The sequence below is a fragment of the Pantoea sp. E2023-21 genome (genome assembly GCF_051302795.1).
GTDB classification, from domain to species: Bacteria; Pseudomonadota; Gammaproteobacteria; order Enterobacterales; family Enterobacteriaceae; genus Pantoea; species Pantoea ludwigii_A.
On sequence record NZ_CP195344.1, the window covers coordinates 2,192,991 to 2,208,849 of the forward strand.

Below are 15,859 nucleotides of genomic sequence, written 5' to 3' on the forward strand. Positions count from 1 at the left end.
TTAAATAACGAGTAATAAATAATGACGATGGTAAATACTACGCAGCCGAACAGCGGAACGCTGCCTGGCTCGCAGAGAAAATCAGCACGCTGAGGTTCAGCGCGCGTATCGAGGTGGAGGGAAAAGTGTATTAAAAATCATGTGCATGATGATATTCCCACGCGCTAAAGCACGCGACAGTGTCGTTTTTCAGGGAACAATCATCAGAAAGGGAGGATTGCTGCCCGCCATGTTGGCAAGCAGCGACAAAAAAGTTCGCGCGTCAGCTTGCCTTGTGTTGCCATCTAAAAGGGTGACTGTCCAACTGAACTCTCCTGCTTTGAAATTGCGGCTATTATATTCCGGGAAGTAACGAAGTAAAGTTAATTATCTGTAACTCACTAACCATTTAAATTTCGTTGTAGTTGGGTTGATATTAACTATTCCGGTCGCCGTTAATGGCGCCTCGACAATATCGCTGAGCATTTGTAGGAGGCGCATTTATGCGCACCGGGCAAACAGCTTTAAATCGACAACACCCCTTATAACTGAACCCTTCGGCTTAGATCATTAATGCATATGCATAGCCTGAAAATGACTATTCTTCGTTGCTGCGCTCTCGTAAACTCGCGTTACTTTTTTTAGGCAAGGAAACAACACATGAAAAAAATTATTCCCTCACTGCTGGCGTTATCGCTGGTAGCTGCCTTCTCTGTTCAGGCAGCGACGCCAAAAGATACCCTGGTGATTGCCCAGTCAACGGATGATGCTGATAGCTTCGATCCCGCTCAGGGCTTTGAACTGACCACAGTGCAAGCGTTCACTAACATTTATCAGCGTCTGGTTCAGTCCGATCCCACTAATCCCATCGACTTAAAGCCGACGCTGGCCACGTCATGGCAAGCGGGCAGCGATAACCGCAGCCTGACGTTCGAGCTGCGCAAAGGCGCGCAGTTCGCCAGCGGCAATCCGCTGCGTCCGGAAGATGTGATCTTCTCGCTGGGTCGCGTGGTGAAACTGAATCTCGATCCCTCCTTTATTCTTACCCAACTCGGCTGGAATAAAGACAACGTCGATACCTTCCTGAAGAAGGTAGATGACAACCACGTGCAGATCAGCTGGAGCGCTAACGTCAGTCCGGCCTATGTTCTCAGCCTGCTCTCTGCGCCGGTCTCTTCAATTGTTGATGAGAAAACCGCGCAAGCCAACGCGAAGAATGGTGACTTTGGTCACGCATGGCTCGGGACTCACTCTGCCGGTAGCGGCCCGTATCAGATTCGTAAAGTCGTGCTACATGAAGCGATTCTGCTGTCGGCTAACCCGACTTCTCCCGCGGGCGCTCCGAAGCTGAAAAACATCCTGATCAAGAACGTACCGGAACCGGCTGCGCGTCGTCTGCTGCTGGAACAGGGCGATGTGGATATTGCGCGTAACCTCGGTGCTGATCAGATCGCCTCGCTGAAAGGCAAAGCGGGCGTGAAGACCGAAGCGATTCCCATGGCGTCGCTTTATTACATCCAGTTCAACGTGGGTGAAAATCCAGTGCTGAAGAATCCGGCGCTGTGGGAAGCGGCTCGTTACCTGTTCGACTATAAAGGTATCGCCAACGATCTGCTGAAAGGCCAGTTCGACGTGCATCAGACCTTCCTGCCGAAAGGCTTCCTTGGCGCAATCAACGACACGCCATACAGCTACGATCCTGAGAAAGCCAAAGCCATTCTGAAGAAAGCCGGCCTGACCAATGTTAGCTTTACGCTGTCCACCAGCAACCAACCGCCGTACCTCGACATCGCCCAGGCATTGCAGGGCAGCTTCGCCAAAGGCGGCGTGAAAGTTGAAGTGCAGCCTGGCCTTAGCTCAGAAGTCTCTACCCGCGTGAAAGCGCACAAATACGAAGCCACCCTGAACGCCTGGGGCGCAGACTATTTCGATCCCAATACCAACGCCGCGTCCTTCGCCTACAACCCGGAAGATGGCAGCAAAACCATCGCCTACCGTTCTGACTGGCATACACCCGAGTTGAACAAGCAAACGCTGGCGGCCACCGCGGAGAGCGACACGAACAAGCGTGTCGAGCTGTATCAGGCGATGCAGCGTGAAGTGCTGAAGAACTCACCGTACGTGATTGGCTTACAGGCAAAAAACTTGATTGCGCTGCGCGACAATCTGCAAGGCTATGTGCAAGGCATCAATCCGGACATGGTGTATTACTCGCAGGTTTCTAAGTAATGGCAGTGTCAGCTTCACAGGCCGGGTTCGCCCGGCCACTCTGGCAACGTGTTAGCCACATCGTCACCAGCTTGCTGTCGCTGCTGGTGACGCTGGTCGGTTTGTTAGCGTTCACTTTTATGCTGTCGCACCTGTCGCCTGTTGATCCGGTGCAACAGATCGCTGGCGATCACGCTAGCGAAGCCACCTATACGCAGGTGCGCCACGATCTCGGCCTCGATCAACCGGTGCTGGTGCAGTTCTGGCGCTATATCAGCCATCTGGCACGCGGCGATCTCGGTTTATCGCATCTCACTAATCAGCCGGTCAGCGCCGACCTGATGCGCACCTTTCCGGCCACCATTGAGCTGGCAACCTGTGCGATGATTTTTGCCGCGGTATTCGGCATTGCCTTAGCGCTGCTGGCAGCGTGGAAACCGGGTAGCCTCATCGATAACGTGGCGCGCTTTGTTTCGCTCCTCGGCTACTCTGTGCCGGTGTTCTGGCTCGGTTTGCTGGGTTTGCTGCTGTTTTACGCCGTGCTGCACTGGTCCGCCGGGCCGGGCCAGCTCGATGACATCTGGATTTACACACTGGAGCCGAAAACCGGCTTTGTGCTGATCGATAGCTGGATGTCCGGCGATCCCGAGATGTTCCGCAATGCAATTGCCCATTTGTGGCTGCCGGTGGTGATACTCGGCCTGCTGGCGATGGCGGGCATTACGCGCCTGCTGCGCGCGGCGCTGCTGGAAGAGAGCAACAAAGAGTATGTGGTTCTGGCGCGCGCCAAGGGCGCAAGCCGTGGTCGCATCCTGCTGCGTCATATTTTCCCCAACGTGCTCGGCACGCTGATTACCGTCATCGCCCTCTCCTACGCCACGCTGCTGGAAGGTTCGGTGCTGACCGAAACGGTGTTTGCCTGGCCTGGCGTGGGTCGCTACATGACTAACGCACTGTTTTCCTCTGATGTACCGGCGATTCTCGGCTCGACCTTGCTAATTGGTAGCTGCTTTATTCTGCTCAATGCGCTGGCCGATGCCCTGACCTGGTTAACCGATCCGAGAACCCGATGACTCAACAACTCTCTGAACTCGAAACGCTGCGCCCGCGCCGCCGTCGTGCGCGGGTGACCTCGCTCACCCTCGGTCTGACGCTGGTGCTGATTGTGGTGGCGATGGCGCTGTTCGCGCCGTTGCTGGCACCGTTTGATCCCAATGCGCAGATCATTTCACAGCGCTTACAAGCGCCGTCGGCGCTGCACTGGTTTGGCACCGATGGCTTTGGTCGCGATTTACTGTCACGCGTAATTTACGGTGCGCGCCCGACGCTGCTGCTGGTGTCACTGATTCTGGTACTGACCATTCCGGTTGGCCTGCTGGTCGGCATCACTGCCGGTTACGTTGGCGGCTGGACCGAGCGCGTGTTGATGCGCATAACCGATATCTTCCTCTCGCTACCCAATCTGGTGATCGCGCTGGCGCTGGTCGCCATGCTCGGCCCCGGTTTGATGAATGGCGCGCTGGCGCTGGCACTCACCAGTTGGCCGCCGTTTGCGCGTCAGGCGCGTGCAGAAACGCTGGCGCTGCGCCGCAGTGATTATCTTGCTGCCGCGCGTATGCAGGGCATCACCGGCTTGCGCCTGATGTTTGGCCATATTCTGCCGCTGTGTATGCCAACGGCGGTAGTGCGCGCCGCGCTGAGTCTTGGTGGCATTATTCTTTCAGCGGCCGGGTTGGGCTTCCTCGGTATGGGCGTGCAACCGCCCACTGCCGAATGGGGTTCGATGGTGGCTGAAGGCAGTAAAGTGATCTTTGACCAATGGTGGGTTGCTGCCGCACCCGGCGGTGCCATTCTGTTCGCCAGCCTGGCGTTTAACCTGACAGGCGATGGCCTGCGTGACCGACTGGATACTCGCCATGCCAAATGATCTGTTAATTGATGTACAAGGCCTGACGATTCGCAGCGATGATGCGCTGTTGGTCGATAACATCGGCTTTCAAATTGGCCGCGAACGTGTTGCGCTGGTAGGTGAATCCGGTTCGGGTAAATCCCTCACCGCGCGCACGCTGATGGGCTTGCTGTCGCCTGCGCTGCATTTGCAGGCCGATCGCTTGCAGATTGTCGGCACCGATGCGTTGAGCCTGCGCGAGCGTGATTGGATCCAGCTGCGCGGCAGCAAAGTGGCGATGGTGATGCAGGATCCGAAATACGCCCTCAATCCCACGCGCACTATCGGCTGGCAGGTAGAAGAACCGCTGGTGCTGCACCACAAATTGAGCCGCGCCGAGCGCAAAGAAAAAGTGTGCGAGATGCTGGATGCCGTCGGGTTGCCCGATCCGCGTCAGTTAATGAAGCGCTATCCGCATCAACTCTCTGGCGGCATGGGTCAACGCGTGATGCTGGCGATCGCCCTGATTACCGATCCTGCATTGCTGATCGCTGATGAGCCGACGTCAGCGCTCGATCACGCGATGCGCGATCAGGTACTGGCGCTGATTCGTCGTCTGGTGGAGCAGCGCAACATGGGTTTGTTGCTGATCAGTCACGATCTGCAACAGGTTTCCGAACACTGCGAACGCGTGATGGTGATGTATCAGGGCCGGGTGCTGGATACCTTGCCGGCCGCCGAGCTGGCCAACGCCAGCCATCCTTACACCAGCACGTTGTGGGCCTGTCGTCCGAGTAAGGCCACGCACGGTGAGCGTTTGCCGGTACTGGATCGCGCGGCGCTGGAGAAAAATTATGATTGAGTTATCCAACCTCAGCGTATCGCACAAGCAAGGTTACGAGCTGCGCACCGTGGTACACGATGTGTCGTGGCAGGTCGCGGCCGGAGAGTGTTTTGGTCTGGTTGGGCCATCCGGCTGCGGCAAGTCATCGCTGCTGTGGGTGCTGGCGGGATTGAATCCGCACTGGAGCGGCAGCATGTCGCTGGCGGGCACCGCGGTACAGCCTGGCCACGCGTTTACCGGACAGCTGCGCCGCGATGTGCAAATGGTATTTCAGGATCCGTACGCCTCGCTGCATCCGCGCCATCGCCTGCGCCGCACGCTGGCGGAGCCGCTAAAAATGCTCAAGCGTGATAATATCGACGACCGTATTAATGCCGGGTTCCGCCATGTCGGACTGGATCCGGCGCTGGCGGATCGCTATCCGCATCAGCTTTCAGGCGGTCAGCGTCAGCGCGTGGCGATTGTGCGCGCCCTGCTACTGGAACCGAAGATTCTGCTGCTGGATGAGCCGACCTCAGCGCTAGATATGTCGGTGCAGGCCGAGATCCTCAACCTGCTGAACGATCTGAAACAGAAAGATGGTTTAACCATGGTGCTGGTCAGCCACGATCCCGATGTGATCGATCACATGTGCGATCGCGCGGCACGCATGGCGCAAGGCCGCATCGTGGAGCAACATTCAACAACAAGGAAAACCGTATGACGGTTAAGTTACGTCCGCTGGAGCGGGAAGATTTACGCTTTGTGCATCAATTAGATAATAACGCGAGCGTGATGCGTTATTGGTTTGAAGAGCCGTACGAAGCGTTTGTCGAGCTTTCAGACCTGTATGACAAACATATCCATGACCAAACCGAGCGTCGTTTCGTGGTCGAGCATGATGGGCACAAAGCCGGTCTGGTGGAGTTGGTCGAGATTAACCACGTGCATCGCCGCGCTGAGTTTCAGATCATTATCGATCCTTCACATCAGGGCAAAGGCTTAGCCACCAAAGCGGCGAAGTTAGCGATGGATTACGGCTTTTCGGTGCTGAATCTCTACAAACTCTATCTGATTGTTGATCAGGAGAATAAGAAGGCGATTCACATCTACACCAAGCTGGGTTTTGAGGTGGAAGGCGTGCTCAAGCACGAGTTTTTCATCAACGGCGAATATCGCAACACCATCCGCATGTGCATTTTCCAGCAGCAATATCTGGCGCAGCATAAGCCTGCCAATGCGATGGTGAAACCAACCGCGCAGTGATTGTTTGGTCGCCATGAATGGCGACCCTACGTTAATGCAGCCGGGTTTTCGTAGGGTGCGCATTCATGCGCACCTGAATATTAACCGCGTGCGCCCACCACATTCAGCTTCGGTTGCGGATGTTCAGGTTTGAGATCGTACATGCCGCCATAGAAAGGATCGACCAGCAGCCAGCCGGGAAAACCCAACAGCGGAATATTGCCCAGCAAATACCACAGATTGGCATTCGCCTCGATCGGCAAGGTTATCGGCACGTAGCCCGGGCTCTCCAGCATTACCTGATAGTGCTTCTTACCAAAATAATTACCGGTAGATTTCGCCAGCTCGACGGTTTGCGGCGTATAGCCCTGCGCCACCGCGCGGCCGGTCTCATCCTGCACGGTGAAGCGCGCGCCTTGCGGCAAGGAGTCGATTTTTACCGGTTGCGTTTCAGTGCCGACAATAGTGGCGCAGCCGCTCAGCAACAGCGCACAAGCAGGAAAAAGGAGTCGCAGGTTCATAGCAGGTCCGCTTCAGCATCAGATAGGACAGTGTAAACTGCCCTGGCTGAGCTTAATCGCGCTAGTACTGATGATTTTCTGCGCTTTATTGCGGTTGACAACAAGCCGCAATCGCCGCGATATCTTGCGGGGTGGTACGGCAGCAGCCGCCAATCAGACGTGCACCAGCCTGCTGCCATTCGGCGAACTTGTCATGCAGCGTGCAGCCCGACGGCGCCGAGTGCCAGGTTTTGCTACTGGCATCGTATTGCTCGCCGGAATTCGGATAGACCAGCAGCGGTTTGTCACTCTGCGCCTGCAAGTTACGCAGCGCGGGCGTCACGCTCTCCAGCGCCACGCAGTTGAGGCCAATTGCCGCCACCTGCGGCGTCGCATTCACCAGCTCGGCCACTTTGCTTAACGGCGTACCGTCGCTGATGTGTTCGGCATCGCGCAGGGTAAAGGAGAACCATGCGCTGCTGTCAGGAAATTCGGCCAGCAAACTGACCAGCGCCTGCGCTTCGGCAAAGGACGGCAATGTTTCGCATGCCAGCAGATCCACACCGGCTTCCAGCAACGCCTGAACGCGCGGACGGTGGAACGCTTTCATTTCCTCTTCCGGCAGCGCGTAATCACCGCGATACTCCGCACCATTAGCCAGAAACGCGCCATACGGCCCGACCGAACCGGCCACCAACAGCGGCGCTGTGCTGGCGGAAGATGCACGATAGTCGTCACGCGCCCGCTGCGCCAGTTGCACGCTCTGAGCGATCAGTTCTAGCGCCTGCGCTTCATCTAATCCGCGCGCGGCAAATCCCTGCGGTGTAGCCTGATAACTGGCGGTGATCGCCACATGTGCGCCAGCGGCAAAATAGTCGTGATGCACCTGATAAATCAGTTCAGGATTTTCCATCAGCACTTTGGCGGACCACAGCGCATCGGCCAGATTACAGCCGCGCGCCTCCAGTTCGGTCGCCAGCGCACCATCCAGAATCAGCGTGTCAGTTTGGGTTAGTGCCTGCGCGATGGGATTACGCGACATCGTTGGCCTCCTCAGCCTTAAGAGATGACTTACGTCGTTGTGTCACATGGTATGCGGCATAGCAGAACAGCACAAATGGAATGCCGCACCACAGCGCAATGCGCTGCGATGGATCGAAGGCCAAACCGATACACGCCAGCAGACACAGCAGGAAGCCGAGAATAGGCGTTAACGGATAGAGCGGCGCGCGATACGCGAGTTCCTTTAAGGTGCCCCCCGCCTGCAGATGACGACGGCGGAACACATAATGTGAGGCACAAATACTCAGCCACACCGCCACCACGGCAAAACCAGAAATCGCCGACAGCGCCACAAATACCGTATCCGGCGCAATGACGCTGGAGAACAGCGCCAACAGGCCGCCAACCATGCTAACCGTCAGCGCCAGCACCGGAATACCGCGGCGGTTAACCCTGGCAAAACAGCGCGGCAGCGTGTTCTCATTGGCCAGCGACCACAACATGCGGCCGGAAGCATACAGGCCTGAGTTGGCGGCGGAAAGAATCGCAGTAAGGATCACGAAGTTGAAGATATCGGCGGCATACGGAATACCAATCTTTTCGAACACCAGCACAAACGGACTTTTGACGATGCCCGCCTGATCCATTGGGATCAACGCTGCCAGCACGAATACCGTGCCGATAAAGAAGATGATTAAACGGGCGACGGTGGTGCGGATCGCCAGCGGCAGCGCTTTTTGCGGCTGCTCGGTTTCACCGGCGGCAATACCGATCAATTCCGTGCCCGAGAAAGCGAAGTTGACCGCCACCATGGTCATCAGAATCGGCAGCGTGCCGTGCGGCAGCCAGCCGGAGGCGGTGAGATTATGCAATCCTGGCGCAGCGCTGCCGTCTTTCATCGGAATAAAACCAAAGATCGCCCCCGCGCCGAGAATGATAAAGGCGATGATGGTGATCACTTTGATGATAGAGAACCAGAATTCACCTTCAGCAAAGAAGCGCGTTGAGACAATATTCAGCAGATAAATGGCAATGCAAAACACCAGACACCACAGCCACACCGGCACGCTCGGGAACCAGTACTGCATACAGAATCCGGCGGCGGTCAGGCTCGAACCCAGCGCGACCGTCCAGGTCAGCCAATAAAGCCAGGCGACGGTATAACCGGTTGCCGGGCTGAGATAGCGCGCAGCATAAACATGGAACGCGCCAGTTTCCGGCATCGCGACGGCCAATTCTCCCAGGCATACCATCACCAGCCACACCACCAGCGCGCCAATCAAATAGGCCAGTAACGTACCGGCTGCACCGGTGGTTGAGATGATGTAGCCCGTATTGAAGAACAATCCGGTACCGATCACGCCGCCGAGCGACAGCATCACCAGATGCCGTACTTTCATGGTGCGCTTAAAATTTTCTTGAGGAGGCGTATCCTGAGTTTGCATGATATTTATCCGTATGGACGTCTGAACATCTATATGGACACAAGTTTATACGCGTCAGCGTGCGGATTTGCAATGCGGCAAAGAGTAATGAATGGGATGGGAAAGGTTTGCGGCCCCGCGAAAACGGGGCGCAGCATTAGGCGCCGAATACGCCCTGAAGATAACGCTCAAGCGCAACGCGCGAGCTGAAGCCGTGCGGAATGCCATAATGTTCCTGCGAATCGCCCATCAGGTAGAGCGGGAATTGCGTGTAATGATCGCAGGTTTTCATTTCTGACGCCGGTTCAGCGAAGTTGTGGCTTTTCTCTTTCAGCGTCGGGTGAATAATCAATGCGGTACGTCCCATACGCGCTTCGCGATTAACGTAAACATAGTTTTCGCCGCGGCGATAACCGTAAATCTTTGGCGTCTGGGTATCCATTTCGAAGCCCGCTTTCTCAAGTACGCGTGCTACCTCATCGGGTCGTAAATACATGCTTGCTCCTCTCTTCTCACAGCCCCGCAACCTTACAGCAGCAGGATGGCATGGGCATTCGGAATTTTCCCTAAAGCCTGGCACATCCCTGCGTTTAATCACGCTTCGTCTACACTGAGTATTACGTTTTAAATCAAAGGGAGCTAAAAAATGTTTAATCGAAGCGCAAAAAACGATGACATTGATATCAATCAGGATGTAAACGAACTGGCCGATTCGCTAGAGGCGTTACTTAAATCTTATGGCAGTGAAGCCAAAGACGAGGTTGATAGCGCGCGCAGTCAGGCGCAGGCGCTGCTGAAGCAGACGCGTGCCAAACTGAGCGGTGGACAGAGTCGCGTATCGCAGGCGGCACGTGATGCGGGTACGCAGGTTGATGCCTATGTACACGACAAACCGTGGCACGGCGTTGGCGTCGGTGCTGCTATCGGTCTGGTACTGGGCGCGCTGTTGGTATCTTCACGCCGATAGGCCTGTCCTGTAAATAGACCTAAAAAGCCTCGCTGATGCGGGGCTTTTTTGTGGGCGCAGTTCGTGCGCGCTTTCCCTCACCCTAGCCCTCTCCCGTAAGCGGGAGAGGGAATAGTTTGCGCGATCGGCCCCTTCTCCCGCCTGCGGGAGAAGGTTGGGATGATGGCCGATCGCACAAGATCGACCAGCCCTCCCACCTCATTCTCTTTACAAAATATTTTTCCGGCCTGGAAGGTGCATGATCTCTGGGCTTAGCGATTTTCCGATGTTCTAAACCAGAAATCCCTATATCTGGTGGGCTTGACCCTAAACAACACTACATCTAGTATTCAACTCATCAATCAGTCACCAAATGTCGTCAAGGACGAAGTTCGATGCAAACCGGATTTTGCTTCGTATCTCGCAATCTGACCGCAATCAAAGGGAAATACGAATCATGCGCATTATTATTTACACCAAAGATAACTGTGTCCAGTGCAACGCGACAAAAAATGCCATGGACCGCAAAGGTATCGACTATCAGCTGATCAATCTTGATAGCCAACCTGAAGCCATCGACAACCTCAAATCACTCGGCTATCGCCAGGTGCCAGTGGTGATGACGCAAGACGATCACTGGAGCGGCTTCCGTCCCGACAAAATCGCCGGCCTGCACCAGCTGGCGGCGGTCGGGGGATAAGCCATGTGTCCACTGGTCTATTTCTCTAGCCAGTCGGAAAACACGCACCGATTTATCACTCGTCTGGGGCTGCCTGCCCGCCGCATTCCGGTTGATGGCAAGCAGCGCCTGCATATCGAACAGCCCTACATTTTAGTGGTGCCGAGCTACGGCGGCGGCAGTTCGCGCGGTGCCGTGCCCAGACAAGTTATTCAATTCCTCAATGATGATGCCAACCGACGCGGGATTCGCGGGGTGATAGCTGCCGGTAACCGCAACTTCGGTGCAGGCTATTGCCTGGCGGGCGACATCATTGCGCAGAAATGTCAGGTTCCTTATCTCTACCGCTTTGAGCTGATGGGAACCCCCGACGATATCGCTAATGTAAAAGCGGGAGTGACCCAATTTTGGCAACGACAGACACCCTGAACAGCTCGCTAACCGATTACCACGCGCTCAACGCGATGCTGAACCTGTATGACGCCGATGGCCGCATCCAGTTCAGCAAAGATCACGACGCCACGCGCCAGTTTTTCCTGCAGCATGTGGAACCCAATACCGTGCAGTTTGCTTCTGCGGGCGAGCGCCTGCGCTATCTGGTGGCCGAAGGCTACTACGAAGCCGAGGTGCTGAATCAGTACGAATTCGATTTCCTGTGCCAGCTGCATGACGAAGCCGATGCGGCGGGTTTTCAGTTTCACACCTTCCTCGGTGCGTGGAAGTTTTACACCAGCTACACGCTGAAAACCTTCGACGGCAAACGCTATCTGGAAACCTTCGAACAGCGCGCCTGCATGGTGGCGCTGACGCTGGCACGCGGCAACGAAACCTTAGCGCGCGAGCTGCTGGCGGAAATGCTCAGCGGTCGCTTCCAGCCTGCTACGCCCACTTTCCTCAACTGCGGTAAGCAGCAGCGCGGCGAGCTGGTCTCCTGCTTCCTGCTGCGCATCGAAGACAATATGGAATCGATTGGTCGCGCGGTGAACTCGGCGTTGCAGCTATCCAAACGCGGCGGCGGTGTGGCGTTTCTGCTCTCCAACCTGCGTGAATCGGGTGCGCCGATTAAGCGCATTGAAAACCAGTCGTCCGGCGTGATTCCGGTGATGAAAATGCTGGAAGATGCGTTTTCCTACGCCAATCAGCTTGGCGCGCGTCAAGGCGCAGGCGCGGTGTGGCTGAACGCGCATCACCCGGATATCTTCCGCTTCCTTGATACCAAACGCGAAAACGCCGACGAGAAAATCCGTATTAAAACGCTGTCGCTCGGCGTGGTGATCCCGGATATCACCTTCCAGCTGGCGAAAGAGAATCGCGATATGGCGCTGTTCTCGCCGTATGATGTCGAACGCATCTACGGCAAAGCCTTCGGTGATATCAGCATCAGCGAGCTTTACGACGAGATGCTGGCGGACGATCGCATCACCAAAACCTACATCAAGCCGCGCGATTTCTTCCAGACGCTGGCGGAGATTCAGTTTGAATCGGGCTATCCGTACATCATGTTTGAAGATAGCGTTAACCGCAGCAACCCGATTGCCGGCCGCATCAACATGAGCAACCTTTGTTCCGAGATTTTGCAGGTCAACAGCGCCAGCGAGTTCTATGACGATCTCAGCTATCGTCGCGTCGGCAAAGATATCTCCTGCAACCTTGGTTCGCTCAACATTGCGCATGCCATGGATTCACGCAATCTGGCGCAAACAGTGGAAACCGCCGTGCGTGCGTTGACCGCCGTGTCCGAAATGAGTGAGATCAATTCGGTGCCGTCGGTGGCGGAAGGCAATCGCCGTTCGCACGCTATCGGCCTTGGTCAGATGAACCTGCACGGGTATCTGGCGCGTGAAGGCATGGCGTACGGTTCAGAAGAGGCGCTGGACTTCACCAATCTCTACTTCTATTGCGTCACCTACCACGCCGTGCGCACCTCAAACCTGCTGGCGCAGGAGCATCAGCAGCGTTTCGATGGTTTTGCCGCGTCGCAATACGCCAGCGGCACTTACTTCGATAAGTACATCGAACAAGCCTGGCTGCCGCGCACCGCGCGGGTGGAAAAACTGTTTGCCGATGCCGGGATTGCCCTCCCCACGCAGGCCGACTGGCAAGCGCTGCGTGCAGCGGTCATGCAGCATGGACTGTACAACCAGAACCTGCAGGCGATTCCGCCAACCGGTTCCATCTCGTACATTAACCATGCGACCTCCAGCATTCACCCGATTGTGTCGCGCATTGAGATCCGTAAAGAGGGCAAAACCGGCCGCGTCTATTATCCGGCACCGTTTATGACCAACGACAATCTCGACCTTTATCAGGATGCCTACTCGATTGGGCCGGAAGCGATTATTGATACTTACGCCGAAGCCACGCAGCACGTCGATCAAGGCTTGTCGCTGACGCTGTTCTTCCGCGACGACGTCACCACGCGCGATATCAACAAAGCGCAGATTTACGCGTGGAAGAAAGGCATCAAAACGCTCTATTACATTCGTCTGCGCCAGATGGCGCTGCAAGGCACCGAGGTACAGGGCTGCGTCTCCTGCTCACTGTGATGAAAACTATGCAACTTAAACAAATTCAAGCGATTAACTGGAACCGTATCCAGGACGAGAAAGACCTCGAAGTGTGGAACCGTCTGACCAGCAACTTCTGGCTGCCGGAAAAGGTACCGCTCTCCAACGATCTGCCAGCGTGGCAATCGCTGGACCACCAGCAACAGCAGCTGACCATTCGGGTATTTACCGGTTTGACGCTGCTCGACACCATCCAGAATGTGATCGGTGCGCCAGGCCTGATGGACGATGCCATCACGCCGCACGAAGAAGCGGTGCTGTCGAACATCTCCTTTATGGAAGCGGTGCATGCGCGTTCGTACAGCTCAATTTTCTCCACACTGTGTAATACCGCGGATGTCGATGCGGCCTATCGCTGGAGTGAAGAGAACGACGCGCTACAGAACAAGGCAAAGATTGTGCTGGAGCACTATCGCGCCGAGGATCCGCTGAAGAAGAAAATTGCCAGCGTGTTCCTTGAATCGTTCCTGTTCTATTCCGGGTTCTGGCTGCCGATGTATTGGTCGAGCCGTGGCAAGCTGACCAACACCGCCGACCTGATTCGTCTGATCATTCGTGACGAAGCGGTTCACGGCTATTACATCGGTTATAAGTACCAAAAAGCGCTGGAAAACGTCGATGAAGGTCGCCGTGAAGAGTTGCAACAGTTTGCGATTGATTTGCTGCTGGCGCTGTATGAAAACGAAGTGGTGTATACCGAAGCGCTTTACGGCGAAGTGGGCTGGGCGGAAGAAGTGAAAACGTTCCTGCACTACAACGCCAATAAAGCGCTGATGAACCTCGGCTACGAAGCGCTGTTCCCGGCGGAGTTGACTACGGTGAACCCCGCTATTTTGTCCGCACTGTCGCCTAATGCCGATGAAAACCATGACTTTTTCTCCGGCTCTGGATCGTCTTATGTTATGGGGAAGGCCGTAGAAACCGAAGACGAAGACTGGAACTTCTAATACGCGTCATACTTCGCGCCACTGCTGCGTTGACTGCGCCCACTCTTCCCAGTCACATAGTTCACTATGCTCCTGGGGCGAGCGGGCTTGTCGCCTTGCTGTGACGCGAATTATTTAGCGTATTAATTCAGTGATAATTATATTTTAACTCCATTTTATTTCCGCTTATCTCATCCATTTATTTCACTTATATTTCTTCAATTTGGATAACTTTTCGGCCACTCTGCACCTGAAACAGACCGAAACACGCATAATTTCACTTATCAAACGCAAAAAATTAATCCATGCGCATCCCTTGTGAGCACTGGCGATTTTAGCTATTCGTGCAGTCGCACGCCGCCGAATATCGCCATTCAGGGTTGTCAGATAATTTCACTATGTTAGGGTATAGGGCGCTTAATTTTAATCAGGACCACAACAAGAAATAGTTAAACATTTAACCGGGAAATTAATTACTGCATGGCAATTAAACTCGAAGTAAAGAATTTATATAAAGTATTTGGGGATAATCCCGAAAAGGCATTTAAGCTGATTGATAAAGGCGAAAGCAAAGAGAGTGTTCTGGCAAAAACCGGTCTCTCCGTCGGCGTCAAAAATGCCAGTCTGGCCATTGAAGAAGGCGAGATCTTCGTCATCATGGGGCTTTCAGGTTCAGGTAAGTCCACCATGGTTCGCCTTCTCAATCGTCTGATAGAGCCCACCCGCGGCCAGGTAATCATAGACGGTGTCGATATTGCCAAAATATCGGATTCGGAACTGCGTGAAGTACGCAGAAATAAGATCAGCATGGTATTCCAATCCTTCGCGCTCATGCCACATCTGACGGTGTTAAATAATGCCGCTTTTGGCATGGAATTAGCGGGCGTCCCTTTGGCGGAACGGCAGGAAAAAGCGCTAGACGCATTGCGTCAGGTTGGCCTGGATAATTACGCCCATTCTTATCCCGACGAACTTTCTGGCGGCATGCGTCAACGCGTTGGATTAGCCCGCGCTTTGGCCATTAATCCTGATATTTTATTAATGGATGAAGCCTTCTCAGCACTTGATCCGCTGATTCGTACCGAAATGCAGGATGAACTGGTAAAACTGCAGGCGAAACATCAGCGCACCATCGTATTTATTTCTCACGACCTTGATGAAGCGATGCGTATTGGCGATCGCATTGCCATTATGCAGGGCGGCGAAGTGGTACAGGTCGGCACTCCGGATGAAATCCTTAATAATCCCGCCAACAATTATGTGCGTACCTTCTTCCGCGGCGTCGATATCAGCCACGTATTTAGCGCCAAAGATATTGCGCGTCGCAGCGCGGGATCACTGATCCGTAAAGCGGCGGGTTTTGGTCCGCGATCCGCTATCAAACTGTTGCAGGATGAAGATCGCGAATATGGCTATGTGCTGGAGAAACAGAAGTTTGTCGGCGTGGTTTCTACCGATTCACTGAAAGCCGCACTGGCCGCCGGTGAAGGGCTGGATAGCGCGCTACTCGACACGCCTTTAGCGGTTCCTGCTGATACCTCCCTGAACGATCTGCTGTCCCATGTTGCACAAGCGCCCTGCGCCGTGCCGGTGGTCAGCGAGGAGAATCAGTACGTCGGTATCATTTCGAAAAGCATGCTATTGCGCGCTTTAGACCGTGAAGGAGCCTAAA

General features: G+C 54.9%; 16 protein-coding genes. 12 read left to right on the forward strand and 4 right to left on the reverse strand.

What is annotated here, in order from left to right:
- Window positions 1-639: 639 nt before the first annotated feature.
- From ACRQ84_RS10335 to speG, 6 genes are read left to right on the forward strand one after another with little or no spacing between them, the layout of a single operon-like run.
- A complete protein-coding gene (locus ACRQ84_RS10335; RefSeq protein ID WP_064739616.1) occupies window positions 640-2,208 on the forward strand; it encodes an ABC transporter substrate-binding protein in 1,569 nt (522 codons plus the stop codon).
- On the forward strand, window positions 2,208-3,260 hold the full coding sequence (locus tag ACRQ84_RS10340; RefSeq protein ID WP_483815995.1) for an ABC transporter permease: 1,053 nt from the start codon (window positions 2,208-2,210) through the stop codon (window positions 3,258-3,260). The genes ACRQ84_RS10335 and ACRQ84_RS10340 overlap by 1 nt, the downstream gene beginning before the upstream one ends.
- Complete coding sequence (locus ACRQ84_RS10345) at window positions 3,257-4,114, forward strand: ABC transporter permease (RefSeq protein ID WP_064739618.1); 858 nt, start codon at window positions 3,257-3,259, stop codon at window positions 4,112-4,114. Before ACRQ84_RS10340 ends, ACRQ84_RS10345 begins: the two co-directional genes overlap by 4 nt.
- Window positions 4,104-4,937, forward strand: a complete 834-nt coding sequence (locus ACRQ84_RS10350) for an ABC transporter ATP-binding protein (protein ID WP_483815996.1) — start codon at window positions 4,104-4,106, stop codon at window positions 4,935-4,937. The genes ACRQ84_RS10345 and ACRQ84_RS10350 overlap by 11 nt, the downstream gene beginning before the upstream one ends.
- Entirely contained in the window at window positions 4,930-5,622 is a 693-nt protein-coding gene (locus tag ACRQ84_RS10355) for an ABC transporter ATP-binding protein (protein ID WP_483815997.1), read from the forward strand. Before ACRQ84_RS10350 ends, ACRQ84_RS10355 begins: the two co-directional genes overlap by 8 nt.
- Window positions 5,619-6,164, forward strand: coding sequence for a spermidine N1-acetyltransferase (gene speG, locus ACRQ84_RS10360; protein ID WP_064739621.1), 546 nt, complete (start codon window positions 5,619-5,621; stop codon window positions 6,162-6,164). Before ACRQ84_RS10355 ends, speG begins: the two co-directional genes overlap by 4 nt.
- Window positions 6,165-6,244: 80 nt before the next feature.
- Here the strand turns inward: speG and ACRQ84_RS10365 are convergent, their stop codons facing one another.
- The 4 genes from ACRQ84_RS10365 to ACRQ84_RS10380 all read right to left on the reverse strand — a co-directional run bounded on the left by ACRQ84_RS10365 (window position 6,245) and on the right by ACRQ84_RS10380 (window position 9,565).
- The gene (locus ACRQ84_RS10365) at window positions 6,245-6,664 is read right to left on the reverse strand and encodes a hypothetical protein (RefSeq protein ID WP_064739622.1); all 420 of its coding nucleotides are present in this window, start codon (window positions 6,662-6,664) and stop codon (window positions 6,245-6,247) included.
- A gap of 85 nt (window positions 6,665-6,749) precedes the next feature.
- Window positions 6,750-7,685 carry a homocysteine S-methyltransferase gene (mmuM, locus tag ACRQ84_RS10370; RefSeq protein ID WP_483815998.1) on the reverse strand — a complete coding sequence of 312 codons (936 nt, stop codon included), beginning with the start codon at window positions 7,683-7,685 and terminating at the stop codon, window positions 6,750-6,752.
- Entirely contained in the window at window positions 7,675-9,090 is a 1,416-nt protein-coding gene (gene mmuP, locus ACRQ84_RS10375) for an S-methylmethionine permease (protein ID WP_064739624.1), read from the reverse strand. Before mmuP ends, mmuM begins: the two co-directional genes overlap by 11 nt.
- A 136-nt stretch (window positions 9,091-9,226) precedes the next feature.
- Window positions 9,227-9,565, reverse strand: a complete 339-nt coding sequence (locus ACRQ84_RS10380; RefSeq protein WP_064739625.1) for a DUF2002 family protein — start codon at window positions 9,563-9,565, stop codon at window positions 9,227-9,229.
- A gap of 150 nt (window positions 9,566-9,715) precedes the next feature.
- Between ACRQ84_RS10380 and ACRQ84_RS10385 the strand changes: the two genes are divergently transcribed.
- The 6 genes from ACRQ84_RS10385 (at window position 9,716) to proV (ending at window position 15,858) form a co-directional block, all read left to right on the forward strand.
- Window positions 9,716-10,036 carry a DUF883 family protein gene (locus tag ACRQ84_RS10385; RefSeq protein ID WP_064739626.1) on the forward strand — a complete coding sequence of 107 codons (321 nt, stop codon included), beginning with the start codon at window positions 9,716-9,718 and terminating at the stop codon, window positions 10,034-10,036.
- 436 nt (window positions 10,037-10,472) lie between these two features.
- Window positions 10,473-10,715, forward strand: coding sequence for a glutaredoxin-like protein NrdH (gene nrdH / locus ACRQ84_RS10390; RefSeq protein WP_064739627.1), 243 nt, complete (start codon window positions 10,473-10,475; stop codon window positions 10,713-10,715).
- Window positions 10,716-10,718: 3 nt separating this feature from the next.
- A complete protein-coding gene (gene nrdI / locus ACRQ84_RS10395) occupies window positions 10,719-11,123 on the forward strand; it encodes a class Ib ribonucleoside-diphosphate reductase assembly flavoprotein NrdI (RefSeq protein ID WP_483815999.1) in 405 nt (134 codons plus the stop codon).
- Window positions 11,102-13,240 carry a class 1b ribonucleoside-diphosphate reductase subunit alpha gene (gene nrdE, locus ACRQ84_RS10400; protein WP_483816000.1) on the forward strand — a complete coding sequence of 713 codons (2,139 nt, stop codon included), beginning with the start codon at window positions 11,102-11,104 and terminating at the stop codon, window positions 13,238-13,240. Before nrdI ends, nrdE begins: the two co-directional genes overlap by 22 nt.
- 8 nt (window positions 13,241-13,248) lie before the next feature.
- Window positions 13,249-14,208 carry a class 1b ribonucleoside-diphosphate reductase subunit beta gene (gene nrdF, locus ACRQ84_RS10405; RefSeq protein WP_483816001.1) on the forward strand — a complete coding sequence of 320 codons (960 nt, stop codon included), beginning with the start codon at window positions 13,249-13,251 and terminating at the stop codon, window positions 14,206-14,208.
- Window positions 14,209-14,667: 459 nt separating this feature from the next.
- Window positions 14,668-15,858: a glycine betaine/L-proline ABC transporter ATP-binding protein ProV gene (gene proV / locus ACRQ84_RS10410; protein WP_483816002.1), complete on the forward strand. Its 1,191-nt coding sequence runs from the start codon at window positions 14,668-14,670 to the stop codon at window positions 15,856-15,858.
- Window position 15,859 lies beyond the last annotated feature (1 nt).

Excerpts from the sequence above, each read along its gene's own strand:
- ACRQ84_RS10350 (WP_483815996.1), top strand. The coding sequence starts at position 4,104 with ATGCCAAATGATCTGTTAATTGATGTACAAGGCCTGACGATTCGCAGC.
- ACRQ84_RS10345 (WP_064739618.1), top strand. The coding sequence starts at position 3,257 with ATGACTCAACAACTCTCTGAACTCGAAACGCTGCGCCCGCGCCGCCGT.
- ACRQ84_RS10340 (WP_483815995.1), top strand. The coding sequence starts at position 2,208 with ATGGCAGTGTCAGCTTCACAGGCCGGGTTCGCCCGGCCACTCTGGCAA.
- ACRQ84_RS10385 (WP_064739626.1), top strand. The coding sequence starts at position 9,716 with ATGTTTAATCGAAGCGCAAAAAACGATGACATTGATATCAATCAGGAT.
- ACRQ84_RS10335 (WP_064739616.1), top strand. The coding sequence starts at position 640 with ATGAAAAAAATTATTCCCTCACTGCTGGCGTTATCGCTGGTAGCTGCC.
- ACRQ84_RS10380 (WP_064739625.1), bottom strand. The coding sequence starts at position 9,565 with ATGTATTTACGACCCGATGAGGTAGCACGCGTACTTGAGAAAGCGGGC.
- nrdH (WP_064739627.1), top strand. The coding sequence starts at position 10,473 with ATGCGCATTATTATTTACACCAAAGATAACTGTGTCCAGTGCAACGCG.
- mmuM (WP_483815998.1), bottom strand. The coding sequence starts at position 7,685 with ATGTCGCGTAATCCCATCGCGCAGGCACTAACCCAAACTGACACGCTG.
- ACRQ84_RS10365 (WP_064739622.1), bottom strand. The coding sequence starts at position 6,664 with ATGAACCTGCGACTCCTTTTTCCTGCTTGTGCGCTGTTGCTGAGCGGC.
- nrdF (WP_483816001.1), top strand. The coding sequence starts at position 13,249 with ATGCAACTTAAACAAATTCAAGCGATTAACTGGAACCGTATCCAGGAC.
- nrdI (WP_483815999.1), top strand. The coding sequence starts at position 10,719 with ATGTGTCCACTGGTCTATTTCTCTAGCCAGTCGGAAAACACGCACCGA.
- speG (WP_064739621.1), top strand. The coding sequence starts at position 5,619 with ATGACGGTTAAGTTACGTCCGCTGGAGCGGGAAGATTTACGCTTTGTG.
- proV (WP_483816002.1), top strand. The coding sequence starts at position 14,668 with ATGGCAATTAAACTCGAAGTAAAGAATTTATATAAAGTATTTGGGGAT.
- mmuP (WP_064739624.1), bottom strand. The coding sequence starts at position 9,090 with ATGCAAACTCAGGATACGCCTCCTCAAGAAAATTTTAAGCGCACCATG.
- ACRQ84_RS10355 (WP_483815997.1), top strand. The coding sequence starts at position 4,930 with ATGATTGAGTTATCCAACCTCAGCGTATCGCACAAGCAAGGTTACGAG.